The organism is Paraburkholderia sprentiae WSM5005 (assembly GCF_001865575.2).
GTDB lineage: Bacteria > Pseudomonadota > Gammaproteobacteria > Burkholderiales > Burkholderiaceae > Paraburkholderia > Paraburkholderia sprentiae.
The window spans coordinates 2,053,206-2,068,816 of sequence record NZ_CP017562.2 but is presented as its reverse complement, the minus strand read 5'-3'; the positions used below and the strand labels follow the sequence as shown (position 1 = coordinate 2,068,816).

The window sequence follows — 15,611 nt, the reverse complement described above, 5'->3', positions numbered from 1 at the left end:
ATCACGGTGCCGGCGCAGCCTGCCCCTTGTGCCGACTCACGCACGCCGACGTGATCGCCATGCTCGCCTGATCGGGCGTCATGTGCGGCGCGTCGGGGCGGTAGAGCTTTTCGATGATCGCGTCGACGGCCGCGCGATCGGACGGGTCTGTGTAGTAGCGGGCGGCCTGATCGAGCGCCTGGGCTTTGGTCTTCTTGTGGGTGCGCCACGACGCGACCTGACCGGCGATGTCGCCGAGCGCGAAACATTGATCGCTGACGCTCTGCGCGACGGCCGGAGCGGCCGGCAGCGCGACGCACAACGCGACGAGCGCGGATATGACTACGCGTTTCATTACCTGAATCCTGAGATGAGACGGCGGCGGGCGCGGGAACGGCGGTGGCCGCCGGTGCCGGGCTGCGCGCGGATGAATAGCTGCGTAGTGTATCGGCAAGCGCCGCGCGGTGCATTTTGCAGGCGTGGATCACCGTGCCGCAGGAGCCAAACAGAAAAGCCGCGCTGCGAATCGCAGCGCGGCTTGGGATCACCACTCGATCGAACCCGTTATCGGTCCGTTAGCGCGCACGCGCCATCGCCCGCTCAGTGCCCGAACGACTCCGCTTTCGACGCACCCGCTTCGGCCACGTGGGGCCGTGCGGCCTGCTTGATCAGCAGCGCGACGCACGACAGCAGACCCGCGACCGCGATCGTCGCGAAGATGCCGCCGAACGAAAAGTGGCGGCGCGCCAGTTCGGCGACGAGGAAAGAGCCCGCGATGCCGCCGAAGCGGCCGACGCCGAGCATCCACGCGACGCCCGTGCCACGGCCCGCGGTCGGGTAAAACGCGGCGGCGAGCGCCGGCATCGACGATTGCGCGGTGTTCATCAGCACCCCGGCGACAAACACGATCAGCACGAGCGCGCCCACGTTGCCGGCCGCCTGACCGATGAAGTACACGCTGACGGCGGTCAGTGCATAGCAGACCGCGATGACGCGGTTCGCGTTGAAGCGGTCCATCAGCACGCCGGCCAGCACCGCGCCGACGCCGCCGAGCGGGAACAGCGCGGAGATCAGCGTCGCGCGTTGCGGCGTGAGGCCGGCGTCCTTCAGCAGGATCGGCATCCAGTTAATCGACGCGTAGAAGATCACGAGGCCCATGAAGTACGCGAGCCACAGCATCACCGAGCCGACGATGTACGAGCGCGACAGCACGACGCCGAGACCCTTGCCGCCGGTTTGCGGCGCGGTTTCGGTCATGATGAAACCGGCGGCTTGCACCGCGTCGCCCGAAATGCGCGCGAGTGCCGCGCGAATCCGTTCGGCCGGCTTGTTATTCGCAACCATGTAGCGGACCGACTCCGGCATCCTGGCGAGCAACAGCAGCAACAGCAGCAGCGGCGTGACACCGCCGAGGATCAGCACGCTGCGCCAGCCGAGATGCGGAATCATCCACGCGGCGAGAAAACCGCCGAACGCGGCGCCGAGCGGAAAGCCGCAGAACATCAGGTTGATCACGGTGGCGCGGCGTTTGTCCGGGCAGTACTCGCCCATCATCGTCACCGCGTTCGGCATCGCGGCGCCGAGGCCGACGCCGGTGATGAAGCGCAGCACGGTCAGTTGGTCGATGCCGGTCGAGAACGCCGACGCGAGGCAGGCGACGCCGAATAGCAGCACCGAGCCGATCAGCATCGAGCGACGCCCGAGACGGTCGGACAGCGGCCCCGAGCCGAGCGCACCGCATGCTAGGCCGAACAGCGCGGCGCTCAGTACCGGCGCGAGCGCGGGCTTGTCGATACCCCATTCGGTGATCAGCGAAGGCGCGATGAAGCCGATCGCAGCGGTGTCAAAACCGTCCAGCAGGACGATGATGAAGCACATGAAAAAAATCAGCCACTGGAACGGCGAAAACGGATGCTCGTTGATGAAGGTTTGAACGTTCACAGCGGGGCTGCGGTTCATGATGGTCTCCTGACAGCGAAAGGCACGCCACGACGAGCTATTCTTGTTAAGACTGTACGCCGTCTGACGGCGGCGCATGATGCCTGCGCCCGGGCAAACGGGCTCTGCTTCGGCAATGAATCATACCCGGACGGATCGGCTTGACGGAACCGCGCCGGGCGGGGCATTTGTTCGCATATAGAACGGTGATTCTTCTTGCGAACGCGCGCCACTGTAAATAACGAGATGGATTGGGTCAACGGGGGAATACCCGGCATACGCAAAGCCGGCGCTGGCGGAAGGCTTCGATCGGACGCGCCTGATCAGCGCGCGCGCGCTCGCATCGCCCAATACCGGTTGCCGAGAAAGCCGACGATGACGTAGACGGGAATGCCGCACAGTTGAGCGAAGTACGGCGCATGTGTGAGATGCAACACCGAAACCATCGTGGCGAGGTTGGCCAGATAGGAGATCAGCACGACGATCAGAAAGCGGATGGCGGTGTGCCGCGTTGCCGCCGTCTTGAACGTGTACTTGCTGTTGAGCGCGAAGCTCAATGACACTCCGATGGCGTAGCCGACTATATTGGCGACCACGGGAATAGCGCCCGCCGCTTGCACGATGAAGATAATCACGGCCGAGATCGCCGTATTCAGGCCGCCAACCAGCAGATACTTGATGAACTGGCGAACGGGTTCGGTACGCGGGGCGGTCGTGCGCAGATCGTTCATTGAAACACCGCCTTCATGCGGCACTCGCGTAGACCGCGTATTGCGCGCCGAGCGGAACGTGGGTCAGATATTTTTCGAGCGGACGAAGTTTCGCCAGCAGGTGAGGAAAGAAAATCCGGAAGCGCACGACGACGTCGGAAAAGCCGGCATCGAGGCACGCCTGTTTCATGTTGCGCGCGGTGATCAGTTTCGCGTTCACGTCGAACTCGCAGGTGTTGACTGCCCTGACGGTTAGCGGGTTCAGCGGATTGTGCTCGAAGATGACGACCGTGCCCCGCGGACCCACGACGCGCTTCAGCTCGCCTAGCAAATGAACATGCTCGGCGTGATCGATGTGATGGAACACGCACATCGCATAGGCGAGATTGAATTCGCCCTGCTCGAAAGGCAGCGTGTGGCCGTCGAAGTGGACGAAGCGCGACGAACCGGGGAAGCGGCTTTGCGCGACTTCCAATGAACGCTCCGATACGTCCGCGCAGGTAAGCTGTGCGCTTGGCAAATAGCGCTTCACCCACGGAATCGACGTGCCTACGCCCGATCCGAAATCGAGCATGCGCGCGGGCAGCGCATCGCGTCGCGCCATCTCCTCGGCGATATCGCGAATCTTGTACTCGGCGAAAAATTCCGGCCCTTCTCCGGATGCCGCGATGTTACGGGCGTGCAGCGAAAGATATTCGTCAGCAAAGCTGTCGAACTCGGCTTTGTCCATGTTGTTCATCCTCACCGCAAAACATCGGTTGCAAAGGCCAGTGGGGAAACGATCGGGCGTGACGGTTCATCTATTGCCTATTGCCGCCACGACACAATCATACGGGACCGTGAGAACAATCGCATTTCCTTGCATATCGATCATGGTCGGTTGACGATGGGTCAGTAAAAAATGGGGGTCGTATTTCCCGCGTGGTAATTCCGTCGCGGCTCCAATTTGACCTTTTCCGATCGCTTAGTGTTTTTCGGACAAACAGGTCCTTATCCTTGCCTGTGATCGGCGATGCGTACTAATGTCCAAACAGGTTAAACGCCGGACTCTGCGCCTGACTCTGGGTCGAGCCAGCTACAGAATGGGGATTTGCCTATGACGACGATGAATCTCGTCGTACCGTGCTACAACGAAGAAGAGGTACTTTTCGAGACGAGTAAGCGGCTTCTGGCACTTCTGGAGCGATTGATCGAAGCCGGCGACATCAGTAACGAAAGCCGCATCACGTTCATCGACGACGGTTCCCGCGACCGGACCTGGTCAATCATTGAAGCGCTGCATGCGCAGAACGCCCGCTGCGGCGGCATCAAACTGTCGCGCAATCGCGGCCATCAGAATGCGCTGCTTGCCGGCCTGATGACGGCTCAGGGCGATGTGCTCGTCAGCCTCGACGCCGATCTTCAGGACGATATCGAAGCCATTCCGCGCATGCTCGCGGAATATCGGTCGGGCGCGGAAATCGTCTTCGGGGTGCGTCACAAGCGGACGACGGATACGTTCTTCAAGCGCGTCACCGCGCGCAACTACTACAAGCTGCTCAGAACGTTCGGCGTCGAGATCCTGCCGGGCCACGCGGATTTCCGGCTGATGAGCCGCAAGACCGTGGAAGCGTTGCGCCAGTTTCAGGAAGTCAATCTTTTCCTGCGCGGCATTATTCCGCTGCTCGGATTCAAGACGGCGATCGTCGAATACGAGCGCGCTCCGCGCTTTGCGGGCGAGAGCAAATACCCGCTTAGCAAAATGCTCGTTCTCGCGCTCGACGGCATCACGTCGTTCTCCGCGGTCCCCCTGCAATGGAGTACGCGCATCGGCGCATTGCTGGCGATCGGTTCGCTGGGCTTCGGCGCATGGGCCGCGTATGCGCGCATCTTCACCAACCTCACCGTGCCCGGTTGGGCTTCGACGGTGATTCCGATGTATTTTCTCGGCGGTATCCAGTTGCTCTTCCTCGGGGTGATCGGCGGCTACATCTCGAAGACATACGCCGAAACCAAGCAGCGTCCTCGTTTCATCATCGAGCAAACCTTATGAATTCTCCCGTCGATCGTTCCGCGCCGGCGAGTGCCGGTGTCGACGCGGCGTCCGCAGGCGCGCTGTTTTCGCGCTCCGGCCGACTCGCCGCAATTCTCCCGCGCGTGCTTTTCATCGTTACCGTGCTGTATGGCGGAGCCTTGTTCTGGATCGCACCGCGTCCGCCGTTGGTCGACTTGCCGCAACACGCGGGACAGGTGATGTTGCTGCGCGATCTGCTCGAGCATACGTCGCCCTGGCAAAACCTCGTGCAGCTCAATTTGCTAACGCCGTACCTCGTCGGCTACGGCCTTGCGCTGCCGCTCACGTATCTGATGCCGATCGGCGCCGCGCTCAATGGCGTGCTGATGCTCGCGTACTTTGCGTTCGTGGCGTCGTGCGTCGGCTTTCGCCGGTATCTGGGCGGCGATCCACGGCTCGACTGGCTGTTCGTGCCGGGATTTTTCGGCTTCGCCTTCGTGTGGGGCTTCTATACGTTTCTGGTCGCGACACCGTTGGGCATTCTGTTCATGTGGCTCTCGCACGACTATGCGAAGGCGTCGTCCGTCAGGAAGGGCGTATGGATGTTCGTTGCGGGCACCGCGCTGTTCTTCTGTCACGGGCTCGTGTTTCTGTTCTCGATGGTGATCGGCGCGGGCTTCGTGCTCTTCAAACAGAAGACCCTCGCGCGCAAGATACTCGCGCTCGCGCCGTTCGTACCGCTCGGCGTGCTGTGCCTCGCGTATATGTGGTGGAGCCGCGCGACCGATCCGCTACTCGGGCAGACGGTGCCCGGCGTAGACGTCTTCAAATGGGGCTTCGACCTGGCGCGGGTGCTCTCGCTGCCCGTCTACGTGTGGGGCATGAACAAAAGCGTGGCCGCGTATTTGCCGCTCGTCGCGCTGATGTTCGCCGCGCCGTGGCTGTGGCGCAACAGGATCAATCCGGATCGCTCGGTCATCGTGCCGATGCTCGCGGTGGCGTTTGTGTGGTTCCTCGTGCCCGGCACGGCGCTGAAGACGGCGTACCTGTATCACCGTTTCGCGGTGTTTCTGCTGCCCGCCTATGCGTTCATGTTCTGCGCGCCGCAAACCTCCGCGAGCGACGCTCGCCGTGCGTCGTCCGGTTCGGCCGGGGGCGCGCTGCTTGGCGTCGGCGTGCAAGCGCTGATCATCGCCGGGTGCTGGATCTTTTTTGCGGATCAGACGATTCGCTTGCATCGTTTCGCCGTCGAAAATGCGCCGCTGGACGAGCTGCTGTCGCGGACCGAACCGAATCAACGCGCGCTGAGCCTGATTTTCGATCGCGCGAGTCCCGCATACCGGAGTCCGGTTGCGTACGAGCACCAGTCGCTGTGGTATCAGGCGGAGAAACACGGTTTCGTCGATCCGAACTTCGCGACTTACGTGCCGCAGATCGCGCGCTTCAGGCCGGGCATGATGCCCATCGCCCCCCTGACGCTCGAACACGATCCGGGACGTTTCGACTGGACCAGGGACAATGGCCGGCAGTACCGCTATTTCTTCGTTCGCAAGGAAGGGCCATTGCCGAATAATTTCTTCGCCAATAGCGAATGCGATGTCGAGCTGGTGACGCACGAGGCCGAATGGTCGCTCTACGAGCGGCGCAACTGTCGCTAACGGCGCATCAGGGTTACGCCGTCATCACTTCGCGTCGAAACGATTACTGCGCGGGCAGTCGCCTCGCGCGTTGGGGGGCCTTCCCCTCCCTTCAGCGTCGCTTCGATCGCCTTCAGGATCGCGTCGTGCGCTTCGCGCGCTTTCCAGTCAGATGGGCGACGGCCCAAAATGAACTGCATCGCGCTTCAAGTAAGGCGAGCGGTGGTAAATTTGTTTGCCTCTGGGGCGGCGAGCAAGTTGTCAATCGCTGTCACCGGGGCATTTATTTCTTGGGAGATAAGATGGCAGCAGATACCCCGCGCGCAAACGACGCAATGAAGATGAGCGCTGAAGGTTACGCCGCACTCAGGGTCAACGAGGGCGTGGTCATGCACTACTACAACGATGCGCCCGTCAACGGAAACTGCACATGGGGCGTGGGAACGCTGGCGCACCTCGGGCCCTGCACGCCTGGGGAGTTGCAGCGCGCGGTCTTGCCGGAACAGGTGAACGCTATCTTAACGGCCCGCGTTCACGACGCCGAGCGGCTCGTTAGGGCAACGGTCACCGAGCACCCGCTGACACAAGCGCAGTTCGACGCGGCGGTCTCTTTCGCATATAACTCGACAAATCGGAATACGCGAGAGACGTTGGACCCTGCAAATCGGGGCGATATGGAGGGTGTCGCGCACCATATGTCACTCAATGTAATGGTGACCCCGCGCGATCGGCGAGGGCGCCCGATTGGGCCGCCGCGCAGGAGTCGGGGACTCGCGAATCGGCGAGTGCGTGAATCGGCGCCTTTCAGGATGCAGCGGCCGTGACGCTCAAACCACTATATCTAGCGCTGATCATTTGCTTGACTGCGACCACCTGCTTCGCGACCGAGCCGACGGCCACCCCCTCATCATTCAATGGAAAATGGACCGTTACCGATGTGGTTGGATACAGCGATGTTTCCGGAGGCATACCGGAGGCAAAAAAGCTGCTTGGCGCCGTCTTGAGCATATCGACCGGTCAGATGGAATTTGCGGGCGAGCGCTGCCGTCCGCACAACGGTTTCAGCGTTCGCACGGTCGATACCGCGCCGAAGCTGAAAGACTATTACGGCATCAACCTCGAAGATACCGGCTTGCCCGCGAAGACCCTACTGCTCGACAGCGACAATTGCGCGGCCATATTCCGTATGGATGCGCATCGCGTCGTGTTCGGCTGGAACGGCGTGATCGTACGAGCAGTCAGACCGTAATCATCTCGGACGAAAGGGCTAGCAAAGCTTTTCGATCGTCTATCGCGAGGCGTCCCGATCCGGCGTTCCGGCGCAGCGCTTCAGACCCCGCCCCAAGCCTAACGCCCCGAATTCAGCTTGCGCCACAACGTCGTCTTGCTGATGCCCAACGCGGCGCAAGCCGCATCGCGATCGCCGTCGTGAACCGCGAGCACCGCGCGGATTTCATCGGCTTCGATATGACGGCTGCGCTCGCGCAGCGTCAGCGCCGCCGGCTTCGCGCTCGCGATGGGCTCGACGATCTCCGGCGCGATTGCACGCAGCATGTCGCGCGTGACGAGCGCCGCGCTTGCATCCGTATCCGCATCGCTATCCGCCAGCTCGACCGCGATCCGCTCGATCACGTTCTGCAACTCGCGCACATTGCCCGGCCACGCATAGCGCCGCAATGCCGCGCCCAAACCCTCGAGCATGCGCGCGGCGGTAGCCGCGTCGGGCACGCGTGCAGCCAGCCTCCGCTCGCGCGCAGCCGCCTGGCGCAACAGCTCGGCGGCGAGCGGCAGCAGGTCGTTCGGCCGTTCGCGCAGCGGCGGCAACGCGATGCTGAGAATGTTGAGCCGGTAATACAGATCGGCGCGGAAACTGCCGGCGGCAACGCTGTCGGTTAGCGCGCGATGCGTCGCCGCGACGACGCGGATATCGACGCGCATCGGCTCCGTCGAACCGAGCCGCACCACCTCGCGCTCCTGTAATACGCGCAACAGACGGCTTTGCAACGGCAATGGCATCTCGCCGATCTCGTCGAGAAACAGCGTGCCGCGATGCGCGACTTCGATCAGCCCCGCCTTGCCGCCCTTGCGCGCGCCGGTGAACGCGCCTTCCTCGTAGCCGAACAGCTCGCTTTCGAGCAACGCCTCCGGAAACGCGCCGCAGTTGATCGCGACGAACGCGAAGTCGCGCCGCGCGCTCAGTTGATGCATGCTCTGCGCGACCATCTCCTTGCCGGTGCCGCTCTCGCCGAGAATCAGCACGGTCGCGTCCGACCTCGCATAACGCGTGACCAGCGCGCGCACCCGTTCGATCGATGCCGACGCGCCGACGATATCGTCGAGCCGGTAACGCGCGGTGAACTGCTGCACGCGTTGACGCGCACGCAGCGTGCGATCGAGCCGCTCGACCGCGCGCGATTCCTGAAACGTCAGCACGGTGCCCGCCGCCGCGCCGGCGCTCGCGAGCGGCCCCCGATGCACGACATAGCTCGCGCCGCGCACCGTGCAGAAGCTGTCGCCGTCGGCATCCGGCAGACTGCCCGCGAGGTCCGGCGCGAGATCGTGCAGCGCGCGGCCGGCCGCCTTCGCAGCGTCGATGCCGAGTACGCTCGCGAGACGCTGGTTCATAACCTCGACGCGGCCTTGCGCATCGAGCGCGACCACGCCGTCGCGCAGATGTTGCAGCAGCGTGTCGAGCCGCTGACGTCGCACGGTTTCGCGGCGCGTCGCCTGCGCGACTTCGAGTGCGGTGTCGAAGCCGGCGCGCACCGACGCGCGCGAGTACAGAAATACCGCCCCCATACCCGCGCTCGCGGCGATGTCGGTGACCAACCCAGGTCCGACCACGACGTCGATGCCGCGATCGCTGAGATCGAGCACGACGCTCTCGGCGTCCTGCGCCGACTGATACGACGCGAACGTGACGTCGAGCGCGTATGCGGCGGCGAAGCGATGCACTTCGTCGGGCGTGTCGCCGTGCGTGACGAGCGCGACGCGCGCGCCTTCGCGACGCGCGCGCGCGAGCGCATGCATCACGTCGTAGCCGGTCGGGTTGATCCGCACGACCGGCACCGACACCCGCGTCTTCAGATACGCGCCGTTCGAGCCGCCCGCGAGCACGACGTCGGGACGCGCGGCGCCCGCGGCTTCGATTTCGCGCACGGCGTCTTCGAAGGCGTGCGACACGATGCGAACATCCGCGCGTTCCACATATTCGCCGGCGATGTCGAAGAACAGATCGCGTAGGCGGCTGATGCTGAGCGCCCAGACGCGGGGACGCTGCGGCGGTTCGTAAAGAGGCGTGCTCACGGTCGGCGGCTCGCGGCGGGGTAGGGTAGGTGTCTATTATGCGGGTATTCATTGCCGGATTGAAATCCGCAATTTCATTTATGAAATGCGATGTGCGGCGTCTGGCACGATCGTTTGGCGAGACCGGCGTCAAATCATGCACTTAGCCGGCGGTCCGCGGCATGGCCCATTCTTTGCTCACAAGGTGGTCCAGTTGAAACAGTGGCCACATTCCAACCCGTTCCGGAGACGATCAATGAGCGAAGCAGACAACAGCACGCCGAACGCAGGCGCTTTCAAGCCGAAAAAATCCGTCGCACTGTCCGGTGTGACCGCGGGCAACACCGCGCTGTGCACGGTCGGCAAGACCGGCAACGATCTGCACTATCGCGGCTACGACATTCTCGATATCGCTAGCGCGTGCGAGTTCGAGGAAGTCGCGCATCTGCTGGTGCACGGCAAGCTGCCGACCCAGGTCGAACTGGGCGCGTACAAGACCAAGCTGAAGTCGATGCGCGGGCTGCCCGCCAACGTGAAGGCCGCGCTCGAATGGATTCCCGCCGCCGCGCATCCGATGGACGTGATGCGCACCGGCGTGTCGGTGCTCGGCACCGTGCTGCCGGAGAAGGACGATCACAACCTGCCCGGCGCGCGCGACATCGCCGACAAGCTGATGGCCTCGCTCGGCTCGATGCTGCTGTACTGGTATCACTACTCGCACAACGGCAAGCGCATCGAAGTCGAAACCGACGACGATTCGATCGGCGGCCACTTCCTGCATCTGCTGCATGGCGTCGCGCCGTCGAAGGCGTGGGTCGACGCGATGCATGTGTCGCTGAACCTGTATGCGGAGCACGAGTTCAACGCGTCGACGTTCACCGGCCGCGTGATCGCGGGCACGGGCTCGGACATCTACTCGGCGATCACCGGCGCGATCGGCGCGCTGCGCGGCCCGAAACACGGTGGCGCCAATGAAGCCGCGTTCGAGATCCAGTCGCGCTACCAGACGCCCGACGAGGCCGAAGCCGACATCCGCCGCCGCGTCGGGAACAGGGAAGTCGTGATCGGCTTCGGCCATCCGGTGTACACGATCTCGGACCCGCGCAACAAGGTGATCAAGGAAGTCGCGAAAAAGCTGTCGAAGGAAGCCGGCAATCTGAAGCTGTTCTCGATCGCCGAGCGGCTCGAATCGGTGATGTGGGACGCGAAGAAGATGTTCCCGAACCTGGACTGGTTCAGCGCGGTGTCGTATCACATGATGGGCGTGCCGACCGCGATGTTCACGCCGCTGTTCGTGATCTCGCGTACGGCGGGATGGAGCGCGCACATCATCGAGCAGCGCGTCGACAACAAGATCATCCGGCCGAGCGCGAATTACACCGGACCGGACGATCTGCCGTTCGTGCCGCTGGCGAAGCGCGTTTGAGCTGAGCTGCGAGCTAAACTACCCGCACTATCCGGCCGGCCGCGCGAGTGAAGCGCCGCCCGACGCCGCCGGCATACTGTCCGGCGGCCGCTAACCGTCCTGTCCCTACGTCATGAATACTGCCAACCGCAAACGCCTTCCGGGCACCGAGCTCGACTTCTTCGATACGCGTGCCGCGGTCGATGCGATCGAGCCCGGCGCCTACGACAGGCTGCCGTACACGTCGCGCGTGCTCGCCGAAAACCTGGTACGCCGCTGCGATCCGGTGACGCTGATCGCTTCGCTGAAACAGATCATCGAGCGCAAACGGGAGCTCGATTTTCCATGGTTCCCGGCGCGCGTCGTGTGTCACGACATTCTCGGCCAGACCGCGCTCGTCGATCTGGCGGGTCTGCGCGATGCGATCGCCGCGCAAGGCGGCGATCCGGCGCTCGTGAATCCGGTGGTGCCGACGCAGCTGGTCGTCGATCACTCGTTGGCGGTTGAATGCGGCGGTTTTGATCCCGACGCGTTCGCGAAGAATCGCGCGATCGAAGATCGCCGCAACGAAGACCGCTTCCATTTCATCAACTGGACCAAGCGCGCGTTTCGCAACGTCGACGTGATTCCGCCGGGCAACGGCATCCTGCATCAGATCAACCTCGAGCGCATGAGCCCGGTCGTGCAGGTGAAGGACGGCGTCGCGTTTCCCGACACACTCGTCGGCACCGACTCGCATACGCCGATGGTCGACGCGCTCGGCGTGATCGCGATCGGCGTCGGCGGGCTCGAAGCGGAGAGCGTGATGCTCGGCCGCGCGTCGTACATGCGACTGCCCGACATCGTCGGCGTGGAGCTGAGCGGCAAGCCAGGCGAGGGCATCACCGCGACCGACGTGGTGTTGTCGTTGACCGAATTTTTGCGCAAGCAGAAGGTGGTCGGCGCGTACCTCGAGTTTTACGGCGAAGGCGCCGCGAACCTGACCCTGGGCGATCGCGCGACGATCGCGAATATGGCGCCCGAGTTCGGTGCCACCGCCGCGATGTTCTACATCGACGAGCAGACTATCCGCTACCTGAAGCTGACCGGCCGCGACGACGAGCTCGTCCGACTCGTCGAAACCTATGCGAAGCAAACCGGCCTGTGGGCCGATACGCTGAACCACGCCGAGTACGAGCGCGTGCTGAAGTTCGATCTGTCGAGCGTGGTGCGCACGCTCGCCGGGCCGTCGAATCCGCATCGCCGCTTGCCGGTGTCGGAGCTGGCCGCGCGCGGCGTCAGCGGCAAGGTCGAGAACGAGCCGGGTCTGATGCCGGACGGCGCGGTGATCATCGCGGCGATCACGAGCTGCACCAATACGAACAATCCGCGCAACATGATCGCGGCCGGCCTCGTGGCACGCAACGCGAACCGGCGCGGACTCGTGCGTAAGCCGTGGGTCAAGAGCTCGCTCGCGCCTGGCTCGAAAGCGGTCACGCTGTATCTGGAAGAGGCGGGGCTGCTGCCCGAACTCGAACAGCTGGGCTTCGGCGTGGTCGCGTATGCGTGCACGTCGTGCAACGGCATGTCCGGCGCGTTGGACCCGGTGATCCAGAAGGAAGTGATCGAGCGCGATCTGTATGCGACCGCCGTGCTGTCGGGCAACCGCAACTTCGACGGCCGGATCCATCCGTACGCGAAGCAGGCGTTTCTCGCCTCGCCGCCGCTCGTGGTCGCCTATGCGATCGCGGGCACGATCCGCTTCGACATCGAGAAGGACGTGCTCGGCGTCGATGCCGACGGTCATGCGGTCACGCTGAAAGATCTCTGGCCGTCGGATGCGGAGGTCGATGCGATCGTCGCGGCGAGCGTGAAGCCGGAGCAGTTTCGCAAGGTGTATGAACCGATGTTCGCGCTCTCCGCCGACACTGGCGCGCAAGCCGATCCGCTGTACGACTGGCGCGAAGAAAGCACTTATATTCGCCGTCCGCCGTACTGGGAAGGCGCGCTCGCCGGCGAGCGCACGCTGAAGGGCATGCGCGCGTTGGCCGTGCTCGGCGACAACATCACGACGGATCACCTGTCGCCCTCGAATGCGATTCTGCCCGACAGTGCGGCCGGCGAATACCTGACGAAAATGGGCTTGCCCGAAGAGGACTTCAACTCGTATGCGACGCACCGCGGCGATCACCTGACCGCGCAGCGCGCGACCTTCGCAAATCCGACGCTGAAGAACGAGATGGTGCTCGAGAACGGCCAGGTGAAGGCCGGTTCGCTCGCCCGCATCGAGCCCGAGGGCAAGGTCACGCGCATGTGGGAAGCGATCGAAACGTATATGGAGCGCAAGCAGCCGCTGATCGTGATCGCGGGCGCCGACTATGGCCAGGGTTCGTCGCGCGACTGGGCAGCGAAGGGCGTGCGGCTGGCGGGCACCGAAGCGATCGTCGCGGAAGGCTTCGAGCGGATTCACCGCACGAACCTCGTCGGCATGGGCGTGTTGCCGCTCGAATTCAAGCCCGGCGTGAATCGTCTGACGCTCGGCATCGACGGCACCGAGACGTTCGAGGTGATCGGCGAGCGCAAGCCGCGCGCCGACCTGACGCTGGTGATTCATCGCCGCAATGGCGAGCGCGTCGAAGTGCCGGTGACCTGCCGGCTCGATACGGCCGAAGAAGTATCGATCTACGAAGCCGGCGGCGTGCTGCAGCGTTTCGCACAGGACTTTCTCGAGTCGACCAAGGCAGCAGCCTGAACAAAGCAGGGGGATGCGGCTCGACGCGCCGCATCCCTCTTCATCAAAGAACACGTCACCTCAGGACACTTTCATGGCGCAGCTTCCCCAGATCAAGATTCCGGCCACCTATATGCGCGGCGGCACCAGCAAGGGCGTGTTTTTCCGTCTGCAGGATCTGCCCGAGGCCGCGCAACGACCCGGCGCCGCGCGCGACGCGCTGCTGATGCGCGTGATCGGCAGTCCTGATCCGTACGGCAAGCAGATCGACGGCATGGGCGGCGCGACGTCGAGCACCAGCAAGACCGTGATCATTTCGCGCAGCAGCCGGCCAGATCACGACGTCGACTATCTATTCGGGCAGGTGTCGATCGATCAGGCGTTCGTCGACTGGAGCGGCAATTGCGGCAACCTGTCGGCCGCGGTGGGACCGTTCGCGATCAGCGCCGGCCTGCTCGATGCGAGTCGCGTGCCGCGCGACGGCATCGCGATCGTGCGCATCTGGCAGGCCAATATCGGCAAGACGATCATCGCGCACGTGCCGATGATGAACGGCGCGGTGCAGGAAACCGGCGACTTCGAGCTCGACGGCGTGACCTTTCCGGCCGCCGAAGTGCCGCTCGAATTCATCGATCCGGCCGCCGACGAGGAAGGCGCGGGCGGCGCGATGTTCCCGACCGGCAACCTCGTCGACGACCTCGAGGTGCCCGGCGTCGGCACATTGAAGGCGACGATGATCAACGCGGGCATCCCGACGATCTTCGTCGACGCCGAAGCAATCGGCTACAAGGGCACCGAGTTGCAGAACGCGATCAATGGCGACGCGAAGGCGCTCGCGATGTTCGAGACGATTCGCGCGCACGGCGCGCTGCGCATGGGGCTCATCGAACATCTCGACGAGATCGCGACGCGGCAGCACACGCCGAAGGTCGCGTTCGTCGCGAAGCCGGTCGATTATGTCGCGTCGAGCGGCAAGCCGGTGCGCGCGGGCGACGTTGACCTGCTGGTTCGCGCGATGTCGATGGGCAAGCTGCATCACGCGATGATGGGCACGGCCGCGGTCGCGATCGGCACCGCGGCGGCGATCGCGGGCACGCTCGTCAATCAGGCGGCGGGCGGCGGCGCGCGCGAGTCGGTGCGCTTCGGACATCCGTCGGGCACGTTGCGGGTCGGCGCGCAGGCGAGTCTCAAGGACGGCGAGTGGGTCGTCACGAAGGCGATGATGAGCCGTAGCGCGCGCGTGTTGATGGAGGGGTGGGTCAGGGTGCCGCCGCTCGGCTGAGCGACGTCGATGTCGGCCAACGTCAGCGGCACCGAAGGCTACGCGCAGCAGGCCGAAACGCTGATCGGACGATGGCGGACGCTGTCGTTTGCGGACCGGCATGGGCCGATTCTCGAGTGGATACCGCAGGCGCCGTCGCGAATCGTCGATATCGGCGCGGGCATCGGCACGGACGCGGCCGCGCTCGCGGCGATGGGGCATACGGTGGTCGCGGTCGAACCGGTCGACGCATTGCGCAACGCGGCACGCCAGATGCATCCGTCCACGCGCATCGAGTGGCTCGACGATAGCCTGCCCGAGCTGGCGGTGCTGCTAGCGAAGCGCGCCAGCTTCGACGTGGTCATGCTCACTGCCGTCTGGATGCACCTCGACGCGTGTCAACGCCAACGCGCGATGCCGCACATTGCGTCGCTGCTGCGCGACGGCGGCGTGCTGATCATGTCGCTGCGGCATGGACCGGTCCCCGCCGGTCGCCGCATGTTCGACGTCGCGCCCGAAGAGACGATCCGGCTTGCGAGCGCGCAAGGCCTGCGACTCGTGCGCGAGTTGCGCACCTCGTCGGTTCAACAGGTCAACCGCCTTAGCGGCGTGACGTGGACGCGGTTAGTGTTCCGGTAATCCGCGATCCAGGCGCTTCGCATCCACCGCATTCGCCGATGCGAAGCGTCCTCT

General features: G+C 64.0%; 13 protein-coding genes. 8 read left to right on the top strand and 5 right to left on the bottom strand.

The annotated features are described in order from the left end of the window. Position 1: 1 nt before the first annotated feature. The 4 genes from BJG93_RS26110 to BJG93_RS26095 all read right to left on the bottom strand — a co-directional run bounded on the left by BJG93_RS26110 (position 2) and on the right by BJG93_RS26095 (position 3,357). Positions 2-334: a hypothetical protein gene (locus BJG93_RS26110; protein ID WP_027194976.1), complete on the bottom strand. Its 333-nt coding sequence runs from the start codon at positions 332-334 to the stop codon at positions 2-4. Positions 335-579: 245 nt separating this feature from the next. Next, on the bottom strand, positions 580-1,938 hold the full coding sequence (locus BJG93_RS26105; protein ID WP_027194975.1) for an MFS transporter: 1,359 nt from the start codon (positions 1,936-1,938) through the stop codon (positions 580-582). Positions 1,939-2,240: 302 nt separating this feature from the next. Beyond that, entirely contained in the window at positions 2,241-2,648 is a 408-nt protein-coding gene (locus BJG93_RS26100; RefSeq protein WP_051374236.1) for a GtrA family protein, read from the bottom strand. 13 nt (positions 2,649-2,661) lie between these two features. Then, the gene (locus BJG93_RS26095; protein ID WP_027194973.1) at positions 2,662-3,357 is read right to left on the bottom strand and encodes a class I SAM-dependent methyltransferase; all 696 of its coding nucleotides are present in this window, start codon (positions 3,355-3,357) and stop codon (positions 2,662-2,664) included. A 366-nt stretch (positions 3,358-3,723) separates the two neighbouring features. Here BJG93_RS26095 and BJG93_RS26090 point away from each other — a divergent pair, with 366 nt between their 5' ends. Genes BJG93_RS26090 through BJG93_RS26075 form a run of 4 tightly spaced genes read left to right on the top strand, consistent with a single transcriptional unit; the run spans position 3,724 to position 7,506 of the window. After that, positions 3,724-4,659, top strand: coding sequence for a glycosyltransferase family 2 protein (locus tag BJG93_RS26090; RefSeq protein ID WP_027194972.1), 936 nt, complete (start codon positions 3,724-3,726; stop codon positions 4,657-4,659). Further along, a complete protein-coding gene (locus BJG93_RS26085; RefSeq protein ID WP_027194971.1) occupies positions 4,656-6,278 on the top strand; it encodes a glycosyltransferase family protein in 1,623 nt (540 codons plus the stop codon). The genes BJG93_RS26090 and BJG93_RS26085 overlap by 4 nt, the downstream gene beginning before the upstream one ends. Further along, complete coding sequence (locus BJG93_RS36530; protein WP_407675307.1) at positions 6,212-7,081, top strand: lysozyme; 870 nt, start codon at positions 6,212-6,214, stop codon at positions 7,079-7,081. Before BJG93_RS26085 ends, BJG93_RS36530 begins: the two co-directional genes overlap by 67 nt. Beyond that, a complete protein-coding gene (locus tag BJG93_RS26075) occupies positions 7,078-7,506 on the top strand; it encodes a hypothetical protein (RefSeq protein ID WP_027194968.1) in 429 nt (142 codons plus the stop codon). Before BJG93_RS36530 ends, BJG93_RS26075 begins: the two co-directional genes overlap by 4 nt. Before the next feature lie 98 nt (positions 7,507-7,604). On the opposite strand, the gene prpR is transcribed toward BJG93_RS26075, so the two are convergent. Then, positions 7,605-9,563 carry a propionate catabolism operon regulatory protein PrpR gene (prpR, locus tag BJG93_RS26070; protein ID WP_027194967.1) on the bottom strand — a complete coding sequence of 653 codons (1,959 nt, stop codon included), beginning with the start codon at positions 9,561-9,563 and terminating at the stop codon, positions 7,605-7,607. 235 nt (positions 9,564-9,798) lie between these two features. On the opposite strand from prpR, the gene prpC reads away from it, so the two are divergent. The 4 genes from prpC (at position 9,799) to BJG93_RS26050 (ending at position 15,557) form a co-directional block, all read left to right on the top strand. Next, a complete protein-coding gene (prpC, locus tag BJG93_RS26065; protein ID WP_071336610.1) occupies positions 9,799-10,968 on the top strand; it encodes a bifunctional 2-methylcitrate synthase/citrate synthase in 1,170 nt (389 codons plus the stop codon). A 112-nt stretch (positions 10,969-11,080) separates the two neighbouring features. Beyond that, positions 11,081-13,678 (top strand): Fe/S-dependent 2-methylisocitrate dehydratase AcnD, encoded by a 2,598-nt coding sequence (gene acnD, locus BJG93_RS26060; RefSeq protein ID WP_027194200.1) that lies wholly within the window; start codon positions 11,081-11,083, stop codon positions 13,676-13,678. Positions 13,679-13,751: 73 nt separating this feature from the next. Continuing rightward, positions 13,752-14,939 carry a 2-methylaconitate cis-trans isomerase PrpF gene (gene prpF / locus BJG93_RS26055; RefSeq protein ID WP_027194199.1) on the top strand — a complete coding sequence of 396 codons (1,188 nt, stop codon included), beginning with the start codon at positions 13,752-13,754 and terminating at the stop codon, positions 14,937-14,939. A 9-nt stretch (positions 14,940-14,948) separates the two neighbouring features. Then, entirely contained in the window at positions 14,949-15,557 is a 609-nt protein-coding gene (locus BJG93_RS26050) for a class I SAM-dependent methyltransferase (RefSeq protein WP_027194198.1), read from the top strand. Positions 15,558-15,611: the final 54 nt, after the last annotated feature.

Coding starts and splice junctions, on each gene's coding strand:
- BJG93_RS26110 (WP_027194976.1), bottom strand. CDS start 334: ATGAAACGCGTAGTCATATCCGCGCTCGTCGCGTTGTGCGTCGCGCTG.
- BJG93_RS26105 (WP_027194975.1), bottom strand. CDS start 1,938: ATGAACCGCAGCCCCGCTGTGAACGTTCAAACCTTCATCAACGAGCAT.
- BJG93_RS26100 (WP_051374236.1), bottom strand. CDS start 2,648: ATGAACGATCTGCGCACGACCGCCCCGCGTACCGAACCCGTTCGCCAG.
- BJG93_RS26095 (WP_027194973.1), bottom strand. CDS start 3,357: ATGGACAAAGCCGAGTTCGACAGCTTTGCTGACGAATATCTTTCGCTG.
- BJG93_RS26090 (WP_027194972.1), top strand. CDS start 3,724: ATGACGACGATGAATCTCGTCGTACCGTGCTACAACGAAGAAGAGGTA.
- BJG93_RS26085 (WP_027194971.1), top strand. CDS start 4,656: ATGAATTCTCCCGTCGATCGTTCCGCGCCGGCGAGTGCCGGTGTCGAC.
- BJG93_RS36530 (WP_407675307.1), top strand. CDS start 6,212: ATGCGATGTCGAGCTGGTGACGCACGAGGCCGAATGGTCGCTCTACGA.
- prpC (WP_071336610.1), top strand. CDS start 9,799: ATGAGCGAAGCAGACAACAGCACGCCGAACGCAGGCGCTTTCAAGCCG.
- acnD (WP_027194200.1), top strand. CDS start 11,081: ATGAATACTGCCAACCGCAAACGCCTTCCGGGCACCGAGCTCGACTTC.
- prpF (WP_027194199.1), top strand. CDS start 13,752: ATGGCGCAGCTTCCCCAGATCAAGATTCCGGCCACCTATATGCGCGGC.
- BJG93_RS26050 (WP_027194198.1), top strand. CDS start 14,949: ATGTCGGCCAACGTCAGCGGCACCGAAGGCTACGCGCAGCAGGCCGAA.